Origin of the sequence: Kluyvera huaxiensis (assembly GCF_040149365.1) — a bacterium.
GTDB lineage: Bacteria > Pseudomonadota > Gammaproteobacteria > Enterobacterales > Enterobacteriaceae > Kluyvera > Kluyvera intermedia_A.
Window position 1 is genome coordinate 190353 of sequence record NZ_JBEFLV010000006.1, and the last position, 11846, is coordinate 202198.

The following is an 11846-nucleotide window of genomic DNA, read 5'->3' on the forward strand; positions in this document are numbered from 1 at the left end:
CTCCGTTGCGTTGCGAATAAACTCATTTATTATTTTGTTTAAGCATTATTCTTCCGGTGTTGTCTGCAAAGGAATACAGATATCAAAGACATAATAATTTCGTGAGACATCAGTTTCATTATAATAATACTCATAACAAGGCTTATCACTTTTAATAAACCCACGGGCGGCTATCCATGAAAATGCCCAATCCCATGCTTGCTCCAGCTGCTCTTCAAATACCGCAAATTTGCACACACCGTAGGTTCCTCCCAACAATGTCTGTACCGCGATACCCCTTCCGGTCTTTTCAGTGCTGCCAATTTCAACGGCGACATCCGTCCGGCAACGTGATGCGGAGGTGATTTCCGGGGCGTCCCAGTAAACACAAAGTGTCCCTGCGGGCTGCGACGGCGTTAGCGCCGGCAACGAGGCCAACAGATCCCCATGTGTTTGCTGGCAAGTCTCTTTGCCATAAGGGCCAAATCTTCGCATATAGGCAACCCGACGAGCAGGAAGCTGGGTTATTTGTGCAGCCAGCAGACCGATGCCGGGGTCAGCGAAATGAGAATAAGGGCTTTTTACCGCGGCGACGTTTCCTGGCTTGCTATTTGTTGCCAGAATGTGACGGCGGCGAAATTCTCCCGGTGATTCCGCAAAATGTGCACGAAACGCTTTGGCGAAGTTTTGCGAACTGGAAAAACCAATCCGCAGTGCCAGTCCGGTGATATCTTCCTGCGGGAACGCCAGCAACCATGCTGCGGCCCTTTCCATCCGCAGTCGTCGGGTAAACGCGGCAACCGTTTCACCAACCTGCGTCCGAAAAAGTCGGTGAAAGTGAAAGCTTGAAAGCGCGACGGAATCCGCAACGTCTTTCAACGTTGGATTCAGATGGAGATTCTGGCTGATGTAGTCCATCGCCTTAAAGATAGGCTTGCAGTGAGCCTGTAGCATGGTCTGTTCTCTGTTACGCTGGAAGATCTCGGTCATCATTATCTGTCTTAAATTAAGATATCAGAATTTAATCATCGCCATGAGTTAATCAAACCAATATTTAAACATTAATTAACAATAGTAATTTAAGAAAAATCTGTCCCTTGGGTTAATTCTTTCATTTGAAAGATAAAATAACTCCCTCTCGGGTGATCAAATAACAGACAGAGGAAATAAAAAATCGAATAAAATCATTAAAATCCACCAGAATAAAGACCAGAAGAACTTTCAAATAAAATTAATTCTCATTCAATAGAAACCATAAAAATACAGATAAGTAATTGTTTAATAAGTAAAATAACAATAGTCACCATTTTAAAAACACCCTCTTTAGCTTTCGATTCCATGCATGATCTAAATCAAGATCTGCATAGTCGACTTGCCTGATAGTTGCTTCGCGTTATAAAAAAAGCACACAGGTTAAGTTTGCCGCACTGATAGATAACCAATGTTCAAACTCATTATTGCTGATGCGATTGTCCCAATTGCATTGGTTGCCAGCGCTGTTTTTATCGTTGTCGTATCTAATAATATGATATCGATAACTTCCAGCGACAGTGACCTGTAATAGCACCAGGGAAAATAAATTAATTTCTTTTTCCCACAAAAATAGTAATGAGAATGCGTCAACGATAATTCTGGACATATTTAGTAATAAAGAAGGTTAATGATGAAAGTAAAATTGATGGTGTTAGCGGGGCTGGTGAGTACCGTATTTCTTGCTGGCTGCAGTTCCCCAGCACAACGAATGGCAGCATGTGAAGCACAAGGTGTTTCAAAAGACACATGCTATTTATCTGAGCAGAACCGACAGCAGGGTATAAATAATGCCGCTCTTTCGGCCGCCTATGCTAACGCCGCTAATGCCACCGCCGAGCAGCACGCCCAGGCGGCGCACGTAGCCGATCCTATGCGTGAAGCGACCCTCTCCTCTAACGTCCTGAAAGCCACCCTCTCTAATGGCTTTTTCACCGCCACCGTTAACGGTAAAAAAGCGACGGTGAAACGCATTAATGCGAATTTCTATGAAATTCACGGTGCAGGCTACACTATCTCCGTCAGTATGAATGCGGAAGGTATCGAAAGCGCGTCGTGGAATAAAGCCCATAGCCGCGATAACGGTATGCTGACCGTTACCCAGAAATAATCTGATTTATAGAGGGGGCATTGCGCCCCCTTTTTACGTACACCCGCCAGCTATAAAAAATACCGTTGCGATAACGCCATAAATTCCGCGTAATCACCGCACTGGCTTAAAGCATCAATGACATCATCGTCCAGAATATTGGTCAGATAGTCGTAAATCAGCATGCTATCCACGAATGCGTCCTCGCTGACCGCCAGCATAAAGACCAGCTTCACGGTTTTTCCCGCATCCCACTCGATACCGTCGGGGAATACCGCCACCGTCACCATCGTACTTAGCGCCACCAGCCCTAGCGGATGGGGAATAGCGATCTTGTCATCCAGCAGCGTCGATGCCCGATTTTCACGCTCCAGCACCGAATCCAGATAGTGCTCGTCCACGCGCCCCTGCCGCGCAAGCTGCGCGCACAGAAATGGCAGTAACGACGCTTTACTGTGCGTCTGGCTCGCGAAAATAAAGAAATGGTCCGCAGAGAAATAGTTCACCATAGCTTCCGGTGGCGGTGTTTGCGGGTTCAGGAAGTACTTCATATTTTCCAGCTGCCAGCGTTCCGGGAGCGGCGGCAGGTGAATCACCTTACGATTTTTCTCCTCCACCGCCACCAGGCTAATGACAATTCTCTCATCAACGTTTTCCAGGGCTTTGTATTGTTCTACCGATACGCTGCGCGTAATGGTCAGATGCGGGTACATGCGGGTAATTTTTTGGCACACCAGGCGGGTGGAAGCCGTCCCCTGCTCGCTCACGATCAGTGCGCTCAGCCGATTATCAGTATTTTCGAGTTGCGTTTCCTCAAGAATGGCCCCGATATGCATCACCAGGTAGCCAATCTCATCGTCGCTGATCGTGCCGGAAAAAAAATGCTCCAGCTCGCTAAACGCGGCGAGAGTCATCTCATACATCAGCGGATAATGACGCTTAATCTGTTCAATCAGCGGGTTGATAATCGTAATGCCATTATTCACCCGAATGCGCATCGCTTTAATATGGTTGAGCAGGCTAGCGCGTGATGGTTCATCGTAAAACACGTCGCAAAACCACGACGCGCTGACGTAGCTGAGGAAATGATTCATCACCGCCTGTTCGGCGGCACAGGGGTCAGGCGGTGGCGCAGCATCGTTAGGATGAGAGCAAAACGCCGCGAGGTTCATCGCCAGATAGTCCACTTCGCTTTGCGGTATCGCGGCACTCTCCGAAGAGAGTAGCTGGGAAATTTCACCGGCGACCTGCTTTAAGCGTGGATCGCAGGCGTCAAATTGATAGTCCAACAGCCAGTTGCCGCGCTGCATTCTCTGCACGCTAATCCCGCAGATAAGCGCCAGAAAGCGCAGATTTACATCGCTAACCGTCAGCCCATGTTCAACAATGTAGCGGCTCAACGCTTGCTTAATTTCAGCAATCTCAACCGGCGTATCAAACAGCGCGTAGTCATCCTTCTCAGCCTCTCTGGCACGCAGTAAAATATCGTACATGCAGCGTCGTAAGGCGATTTCGCTGCCCTGCAGCCGAAAGCGGTCGTTTTTTTCGCTGTGAATCACAATCCCATAGAGATCAAAGTGGCGCCTGAGCAGCGCAATATCGTGGCGCAGCGTGTAGATACTGATAAACCACGTCGATTCCAGCGTCTCAAGTTCCACCTCGCCATCCTGGCGCAGCAGTGCCGTCAGCAATGCGCGACGGCGTTCAGCGGTGGAGCGCGTTTCTATCCACGGTTTTTGGGACTGTTCAAGCAAATGATGATGGCTTTCAGGATTATCCACCTGAATAAAAAAGCCTTTCTTGCGATCGTAGATAAGACTGTTCCCGGCGTCGGCAAGAATATCGCTTAGCGCTTTAAGGTCGCTACGGATGGTTCTGGTAGAGACATTCATCGCTTTTGCCAGTGACACCTGGGTGGCCGTGCCCTGAGCAATATGGATAAAGATATCTCTGACGCGCTTATTGGTGAACAGTCTCATCTTTCTCTCTTCAGGTCATGTCAACGTACAGGGTCTGTAGATCATTTGGCTTGAGCACCGTTCTTTCCGCAGCCGGAGTTTTTTCATCCAGCAGCACGCAGCGAGCCTTATCCAGCGCGGGGATCGTCACAACGGTCTCCAGGTTCGGGTTATAGAAACGGTAAATCAGCCCCTCCCCATTCTCGGCACATTTGACCACGCTCAGCTGCGCATCCTGCGGCGTATCAGGCAGCGACTGCAAGCTGTAATGGGCTGGATAAATCCGCGCCTCATCGCGCAAACAAAACCGCAGGCGACCATTCAGGAAATCACTGTCCTGATATACCGGGAACGACGTCAGGTACGCTTTTGAGATTTTCGCGTGCTGGGCGTCATCAAACCTGCCGTTGTCAATATGCCAGCCGAAGCTAAAGGAGAGCGTCCCCAGCAACTGCGCATCCGGGGTGGCAACTACCGTCTCGCCTGAGGCCCTTCCAGGACGATAGAGCAAATCCGCTTTACCCATGTAGCCAAACGAGCGGAACAAGGTCACGGCGAGGGTATCGAAGTTATCGCCAACAATTTCGTACTCACGGACCCCGTTGCTGTGCAGGGTAAAACCGTGGCTGTCATCATGCAGATTGACGTAGCTTTGCATCGGCTCCATGGCAATCGGCTTCTCGTGCCAGTTCTCGGCTTCCCATACCCGCAGCGCATTGCTGAGCTGTACCGGCCGAGTCACCACGCCAAACAGCTGATCCGCATAGGAGACATTGGCCAAAATATCGGTAGCAAAATGCACGCACAGGCGATGGCTAAGCACTTGATTATCGACCTCGACCGTAAAGCGAATCAGTGCGTCCTGCTGGAGCGTCACCGTAACCGCCACCGGCATCAGACCATCGGTTATTTCCTGCGCTCGCGCGGCTAAATCGCCCGGTACCTTGAGGGCATAATTCAGATTGAGCGTTTGCTTTAACGCATTGATCTCCCTCGCGTGCGACATCAGGCAATGCTCTGAAGTCACCCACAGATCCTTGCGCGGCGGCGAATAATTATAGGAATCGCCGTCATCGCCGTTTTCCACCAGCAACATCTGCCGTTCATAGCGCTTTCCGCTCGGTTTATGGGTAATGGTAAGTAAGCCATTTTTTTCAACATCAATACGATAGAACGCATTTTCAATAGACGACAGGTTGTCGCGGCGCGTCTCGCTTTCGCCATTGGCGCTGAAATCCAGATGCCAGCTGGTGTAGCCCAACGCGGGTAAAGCGCTGCTGTTGACCGTGACTTTGCTACGATAGACCCGCTGTGGTTTAACGTAGGATTTACCCGGATTAAGCCGAATAGTCTGGTTCAGCACATAGTCCGTCAGATCCGTTTGCTCTTCAATCACATAAGGGATGGCGTGGCCCGCCGCATCCCGCAGGATAAACGGCAAGCCGGGCAGCCAGGCTTCGAAGGTTATCTGCGGCGTCGCCGCGTGGGTGAGCGGGTTGAATACCGTCAAACGGTAATCGTGTTCGCATGGCGTGCGGATGGCAATTTGCCGGGTGTGCAGCTCCAGCAGGTTTATCGCCAGATCTCGCGCCTGCTTATAGCGAGCCGCGATATCCCGGTTGGTGTCATCGCTATTACAGCCGCCGATGCTGTCGTGCGCCGCATTGAAAAACATCAGCTTCCAGATATCAGCGATAATTCTTGCCGGGTAGTCATGCCCCAGACTGCGACTGATGGCCAGAATCGGCTCAAGCGTATTGACCAACAGCGCCTCAATCTCATTGTTAAGCAGCTTTAAATCGGCCCGGCAGGAGAAAATCGTCTTATGTACCCGCGAGTGTTTTCCTTCGGTCAATTCACCTTGCAGCACCCGCACATCGCCTGCCGTTTCTTGCTCTAATGCGCTGACAAAATCGAACGGGCTAGCAATCTGATAGTGACGAGCACTATCGCAGGCGTTAAACCGGGCAACTAATTCCGGCAGATTTTCACGGACTGGTGCCTGGTCGAAACCGTGTGGATACAGCAGATTCTTGCGGGCGCTGCGGGCTTCAATCGGCGCCATTTTTTCGTTTAAAAAAGCCGTCATGGTTTCCGCTGTTTCATCCAACAGGCCGCCATAATGGTAGCCCCACGGCATCTGTACGGCGAAAACCTTATCGCCGTTATCCCCTTGCCAACAAAACTCCGTCTCATGCAGGGTGTTATCGGCAATGCCACGCCAGAACAACGCGTGGTGAATGCCAAACTGGGTATAAATCTGCGGCATATTACCGCCCTGACCAAAACAGTCCGGAACATAGCCAAGCGCCATTGCGCCCCCGGCATCATGGGCTATTTTCATGCCATACCACAGGTTGCGCACCACCGATTCCTGGTGAATAACCAATTGGTCTGTTTGCGTGTACCATGGCCCGGTCAGCAAACGTCCGGCAGCAATTAACGCATACAGCCGCTCTTTATCTTCCGGCGCCCACTGCAAATAACTTTCAATTAATGCACTTTGCGCATCCAACAGATAGCAGGAAAAATCATCGTCATTCTCCAGCACGCGAATAACATTCTTCACGTGATTAAAGAGATAAATACGCGAACGCGATGAAGTAAAATACCACTCCTGATCCCAGTGAGTATGGCTATAAATATGGACCACTTTCTCTTTCATCCCACAACTCCCCCACGCAAAGTGCATCTATTTAGTCGAATTTAATTTCAATCTCTTCGTCGGACGTTGGCGTCGTGGATTTATCCCGCGGTTCTTCATCGTTGAAGTCCACCAGGATATTCGCGCCGAGCGCGATAATCGCAGTGCCAACCAGTGCGCCGAGGAAATAAGCCCACGGATGTCCTACGGTAAAACCACCATAGAGCCCGCCCAGCGGCGGCATAATGGGATAAGCTTTAAACAGCGCCACCGTCACCGCGCCCAATGCGCCAGCCACGACATTCACCGGAATAAGGCGTGCCGGGTTTCGCAGGGTAAATGGAATAGCACCTTCAGAAATACCCAGGATGCCCATAATCACCGCGCCGTTACCGGCCTCTTTGAGCGTCTGGTTAAAATTGTTGGGTCGTAAAAAGCGAGCGGCGGCGTAGCCTAACGGCGGAATAATAATGGCCACATTGACCAGAATCGCGGGCAGGTAAACGCCATTAAGAAACAGGACATTCGCCGTCCCCCATGCCGCCTTGTTGACCGGGCCGCCCAGATCAAAACAGATCATCCCGCCCAATACCGCCGCCAGCAATACCGTGCTGGTGCCGTCTTCGGTCATCCGCTTTACCCAGGCCATCAACTCGGTATTGATCCAGCTCAGCACATCACCGAGCAGCAGCAGCATTATCAGTACCTGCAACCCCACGGTAATAAACGGCAGAATAATCAGCGGTACCGAGCTGGAGGCCGAACCGGTAATGCGAATTTTATTCGCCACCCACTCCGAGGAATAACCGGCTAGCAGGCCACCCACCACCGCACCAAGGAAACCCGAACCGGTGAGCGAGGCAATCAGCCCGGAGGTAAACCCCGCGGCGAGCCCTTTTTTCCCTGCAACTGAATAAGCGACGTACGCGCCGAGCACGTAGTTCATTAAACCAATAATCTTGAAGCCAGCATCCTGAGTCATGAACAGCCAGTTCATCAGACCGCTGCTTTTGGCAAAGGCATCCAGGTTGGGTTCGCCGACGGCAAGACCAATAATTTTAGCCACGGCGACCATCAGGGAACCGGCAATAATCACCGGTAAAGCATAAGAAATCCCGGTCATTACATGGTTTTTCAGGTCTATCATTATCTTTTTCATGACATCACCCATGTTATTTATTGCGACGAGACTCAACCGCTGCCACGCATTTGGTAATTACATCCGCTGCGTGGCTGACGCATTGTCCAATCTTGACCCGGATAATGGTTTTCCCGGCAAAACGTTCCTCTTCCTCAATGGTGCGATCGGCAGCGATCAGCACAAAATCAGCCTCGGCAATATCCTGCACGGAAATACGATCCATGATGCCCATGGCTCCCTGCTGTTCAATTTTGACCTGATGCCCAAGCCGTTTGCCCTCTTTTTCCAGCATTTTCGCCGCCATCGGCGTATGGGCCAGGCCAGCAATACAAGATGTCACCCCGACAATATTCATATCTGCTCCTCAATCTCGATGCGTGATTGCATAAATTGAAATAACTCATCTTCATCGTTCGCGGCGAACAGCCGATCTCTGAATTCGTCATCAACGATTTGGCTTGCGAGGCTATTAATAATTTGTAAATGCAATAATTTGGCGCCGGCCTCAGGCACCAATAGACCAAAAATAATCTGTACCGGCTGATCGTCGAGACTCTCCCAGTCAATCGGCTGCTGCAGGCGAATAAAGATAATCCCCGCGTGAGAAACATTGGCCGTTTTAGCGTGTGGAATGGCTATTTGATTTTCGAAGCCAGTAGAGTATTGATTCTCTCGTTCCCAGAGATCCGCTTCAATTTTCTGCGCGTTTTCGGCCCAGCCCTGTTTTACCGCATGGCTGGCTAGAAAACGAAAAACGGATTGTTTATCGCTGAAGCTTTGGTTGAGAAAAATATTTTCCCGAGCAATGAGCATGGCAGTCTCCCTTATCCCCAGCGGCTAGCTGGGATAACACCGTAATTAGGTTGAGCTGATACTAAGCCTTATTACGCCGACAAACAGACAGCCCATTTCCGCTCACAGGAGGAAACGTCTTCTATAACGTCGATAAAAAAGCGAGCGAGTTCATAAAAGGACGAAGTTTTGTGATGACTTTCATACTTATTTGGCCGAACAGCCGAAGGAAAAAAGATGAAATTTGTTAAGGCCGCCACATTTGCGTTGGCCCTGGCGGTTCAAACATAGGGGTGAATAGTGAAAGAGGTAAAAGCTAATAGCGGCGATGCATCGTTGGCCCGAGCCTCGCCGGAAAAACTTACGCCACCTCGCCCTCACGTAGCTGCTTTTGTAGCAGCGCGAAGCACGCTTCAATCATCGGCGGCAACGACTGCGGGCCGCGCATCAGCGCCACGGTTCGGGTCAGCGCGGGCTGTTGCAGTTGAGCAACCCGTAACGCAGGGTCCTGCAAATGGGTGGTGTAAAGCTGCGGCAAAATACCCACCGCCAGCTTTGAGCGCACCAGCCCGTACAGCGTTTCAATGTAATCCACCTGATAGCGGGTATTGAGCGTCAGCCGCTGGCTTTCGACCAGCGCGCCGACCAGACGCTGGATATTGCCTTTCGAGAACATGGCGATATCGCGCCCTGCCAGCAGCTTCCACGGCAGATGCGGCTGCCCACCCAGCGGATCGTCAACGTGGAGCACCGCCACCAGCGGGTCTTCACGCAGCGGGAAAAGCTGGAGTTCTTCCGGCAGAGAACTGTCAATTGCCCCAACGCCAAAATCAATCTGGCCGCTTTGCAGGTCGCGGGCCAGAGCATCGTTAGTCCGGTCGTGAAACTCGACCCGCAGACGCGGAAACGCCTGCGCCAGCGCGTCAGGCAACAGCGGAAACAGCAGCGAGCTCACCGACGGAATCAGCCCAATACGCACCGTGCCGTCACCGCCCGCTTCCACGATCTGCTCGATGTCCTCAAACGCCATCTGCGCCACGCTGAGCACGCGCTGGGCATGAGGGAGAATCGCCGCACCCAGCTCGGTGAGCGTCACCGCGGAGGCGGTACGGTTGACCAGCTTGCCGCCGATCACCGTTTCAATTTGGCGCAGCGCGCTGCTGAGCGCCGGTTGGCTAATCGCCAACCGATTGGCGGTATCGGTAAAGTGACGCAGCTGCGCCAGCGTGACAAAATACTGCAACTGTTTTAGCGAGAGCGCGGGCAGCCGCTGCCAGGGTTCGGTCATGTTGAGCTTCACTCGAGACGATCACCCAGGATAAGCCGAAGTTATCAGGTGATAAATTTTTTCATCTGGGCAACCGTTTGCTCTGCCCCTAAAGTAGCGCTCATTATCCCTGCGCCGGAGTTGTTATGTCCAGCAATGCTGAAAACCGCCGCCGCGCCGTCCAGGCCGCCCGCGGTGAAGTTCCGTTCGATCTTCTGCTTACCGATGCCCAAATCGTTGATATGGCCACCGGCGAAATCCGTGACGCCGATGTCGGCATTGTTGGCGATATGATTGCCAGCGTGCATCCGCGCGGCAGCCGCCACGATACGCTTGAACACCATTCGCTGCCGGGCGTGTTCCTCTCCCCGGGCCTGATGGATACTCACGTTCACCTCGAAAGCTCGCACCTGCCGCCGGAACGCTATGCCGAAATCGTACTGGCACAGGGCACCACCGCTGTATTCTGGGATCCGCACGAACTCGCTAACGTACTCGGCGTCGCTGGCGTGCGTTACGCCGTCGAAGCCAGCCGTCATCTGCCTTTACAGGTGATGGTGGCGGCACCTTCTAGCGTGCCGTCAACGCCGGGGCTGGAGATGTCCGGCGCTGATTTTGCCGGAGCGGAAATGGAAACCATGCTCGGCTGGCCGGAAGTGCGCGGCGTGGCGGAAGTGATGGACATGCATGGCGTGCTGCACGGTAGCTGCCGTATGCAGGAAATCGTGCAGGCCGGGCTCAACAGCGGCAAGCTGATTGAGGGCCACGCGCGCGGCCTGAGCGGTGCCGATTTACAAGCCTACCTCGCCGCCGGCGTCACCTCCGATCACGAACTGACGTCCGCCGACGATGCGCTGGAAAAACTACGCGCCGGGTTAACCTTAGAGATCCGAGGTTCGCACCCTTACCTGCTGCCGGATATCGTCAAGGCGCTGAAAACGCTGCCGCACCTCTCCTCACAAATCACCGTCTGTACCGACGACGTGCCGCCGGACATGCTGCTGGAGAAAGGCGGCATTATCGCCCTGCTGAATCTGTTGATTGAACACGGGCTGAACGCCACCGACGTGCTGCGCTTCGCCACGCTCAACGCCGCTATCCGTCTGCAGCGTAACGACCTGGGGCTGATTGCCGCCGGGCGTCGCGCAGATCTGGTGGTCTTTGACTCGCTGGATAAGCTTGAGGCGCGCGCCGTGTATGTCGCCGGTAAGCAAATTGCCCGTGACGGCAAGCTGCTGACGCCAATTGCGGCTGCCGACGGCGTGACGCCGCCGCGCGATACCCTGCGCTTAGCGCCACTCAGCGCCGAGGATTTTGCGCTGCGGGTCGGCGATATCGACCACGGCGTCGCCCGTTTGCGTCACATTCGCGGCGCGCGCTTTACCCAATGGGGCGAAGTGGATGTCGAAATCCGCGACGGTAAAGTACAAATTCCGGCGGGCTTTAGCCTGATTTGGGTCAAGCACCGTCACGGTCGCCATGAAGCGACTCCGCAGATTGCACTGTTAGAAGGCTGGGGTGAACTGCGCGGCGCAATTGCCACCAGCTACTCGCACGATTCGCACAATCTGGTGGTGCTGGGGCGCAATGCCGATGACATGGCGCTGGCGGCCAATCAGCTTATCGCCTCCGGCGGCGGCATGGCGCTGGCGCAGAATCAGCAGATCCTTGCCCACGTGGCGATGCCGATTGCCGGCATGCTCTCTGACCAGCCGGCCGCAGAGCTGGCCGCCGCGTTCCGCAAGCTGCGCGATTTGAGCGCCGAAGTGGCCGACTGGGAGCCGCCGTACCGCGTATTTAAAGCGATTGAAGGAACCTGCCTTGCCTGTAACGCCGGGCCGCATTTAACCGATTTAGGGCTGACCGACGGCACCACGCGACAGATTGTCGATCCGGTCATTTCGTCACAACACACTACACAACAATAATCATGGGAGCGCCACGCA

The 11846-nt window shown here is 53.0% G+C and carries 9 protein-coding genes; 2 read left to right on the plus strand and 7 right to left on the minus strand.

Going from position 1 to position 11846, the window contains the following annotated elements:
• Positions 1 to 45: 45 nt before the first annotated feature.
• The gene (locus ABOC97_RS08790) at positions 46 to 897 is read right to left on the minus strand and encodes an AraC family transcriptional regulator (protein ID WP_349596412.1); all 852 of its coding nucleotides are present in this window, start codon (positions 895 to 897) and stop codon (positions 46 to 48) included.
• 742 nt (positions 898 to 1639) lie between these two features.
• Between ABOC97_RS08790 and ABOC97_RS08795 the strand changes: the two genes are divergently transcribed.
• Positions 1640 to 2119: a hypothetical protein gene (locus ABOC97_RS08795; protein ID WP_349596415.1), complete on the plus strand. Its 480-nt coding sequence runs from the start codon at positions 1640 to 1642 to the stop codon at positions 2117 to 2119.
• 50 nt (positions 2120 to 2169) lie between these two features.
• Here the strand turns inward: ABOC97_RS08795 and ABOC97_RS08800 are convergent, their stop codons facing one another.
• The 6 genes from ABOC97_RS08800 to ABOC97_RS08825 all read right to left on the minus strand — a co-directional run bounded on the left by ABOC97_RS08800 (position 2170) and on the right by ABOC97_RS08825 (position 9921).
• Positions 2170 to 4077, minus strand: a complete 1908-nt coding sequence (locus ABOC97_RS08800) for a BglG family transcription antiterminator (RefSeq protein WP_349596417.1) — start codon at positions 4075 to 4077, stop codon at positions 2170 to 2172.
• A gap of 10 nt (positions 4078 to 4087) precedes the next feature.
• Positions 4088 to 6721, minus strand: coding sequence for a mannosylglycerate hydrolase (gene mngB / locus ABOC97_RS08805; RefSeq protein WP_349596420.1), 2634 nt, complete (start codon positions 6719 to 6721; stop codon positions 4088 to 4090).
• Between the two features lie 31 nt (positions 6722 to 6752).
• Positions 6753 to 7859, minus strand: a complete 1107-nt coding sequence (locus ABOC97_RS08810) for a PTS fructose transporter subunit IIC (RefSeq protein WP_349596423.1) — start codon at positions 7857 to 7859, stop codon at positions 6753 to 6755.
• Between the two features lie 13 nt (positions 7860 to 7872).
• A complete protein-coding gene (locus tag ABOC97_RS08815; RefSeq protein ID WP_349596426.1) occupies positions 7873 to 8196 on the minus strand; it encodes a PTS fructose transporter subunit IIB in 324 nt (107 codons plus the stop codon).
• Complete coding sequence (locus ABOC97_RS08820; RefSeq protein WP_349596429.1) at positions 8193 to 8654, minus strand: PTS sugar transporter subunit IIA; 462 nt, start codon at positions 8652 to 8654, stop codon at positions 8193 to 8195. Before ABOC97_RS08820 ends, ABOC97_RS08815 begins: the two co-directional genes overlap by 4 nt.
• 340 nt (positions 8655 to 8994) lie before the next feature.
• Entirely contained in the window at positions 8995 to 9921 is a 927-nt protein-coding gene (locus ABOC97_RS08825; protein ID WP_349596432.1) for a LysR family transcriptional regulator, read from the minus strand.
• Between the two features lie 125 nt (positions 9922 to 10046).
• On the opposite strand from ABOC97_RS08825, the gene ABOC97_RS08830 reads away from it, so the two are divergent.
• Positions 10047 to 11828: an adenine deaminase gene (locus tag ABOC97_RS08830; protein ID WP_349596435.1), complete on the plus strand. Its 1782-nt coding sequence runs from the start codon at positions 10047 to 10049 to the stop codon at positions 11826 to 11828.
• The last annotated feature ends 18 nt before the right edge of the window (positions 11829 to 11846 follow it).

What these genes read in the sequence shown, in the direction of transcription:
- ABOC97_RS08790 (WP_349596412.1), bottom strand. Translation starts at nt 897, where the DNA reads ATGGACTACATCAGCCAGAATCTCCATCTGAATCCAACGTTGAAAGAC.
- ABOC97_RS08795 (WP_349596415.1), top strand. Translation starts at nt 1,640, where the DNA reads ATGATGAAAGTAAAATTGATGGTGTTAGCGGGGCTGGTGAGTACCGTA.
- ABOC97_RS08800 (WP_349596417.1), bottom strand. Translation starts at nt 4,077, where the DNA reads ATGAGACTGTTCACCAATAAGCGCGTCAGAGATATCTTTATCCATATT.
- mngB (WP_349596420.1), bottom strand. Translation starts at nt 6,721, where the DNA reads ATGAAAGAGAAAGTGGTCCATATTTATAGCCATACTCACTGGGATCAG.
- ABOC97_RS08810 (WP_349596423.1), bottom strand. Translation starts at nt 7,859, where the DNA reads ATGAAAAAGATAATGATAGACCTGAAAAACCATGTAATGACCGGGATT.
- ABOC97_RS08815 (WP_349596426.1), bottom strand. Translation starts at nt 8,196, where the DNA reads ATGAATATTGTCGGGGTGACATCTTGTATTGCTGGCCTGGCCCATACG.
- ABOC97_RS08820 (WP_349596429.1), bottom strand. Translation starts at nt 8,654, where the DNA reads ATGCTCATTGCTCGGGAAAATATTTTTCTCAACCAAAGCTTCAGCGAT.
- ABOC97_RS08825 (WP_349596432.1), bottom strand. Translation starts at nt 9,921, where the DNA reads ATGACCGAACCCTGGCAGCGGCTGCCCGCGCTCTCGCTAAAACAGTTG.
- ABOC97_RS08830 (WP_349596435.1), top strand. Translation starts at nt 10,047, where the DNA reads ATGTCCAGCAATGCTGAAAACCGCCGCCGCGCCGTCCAGGCCGCCCGC.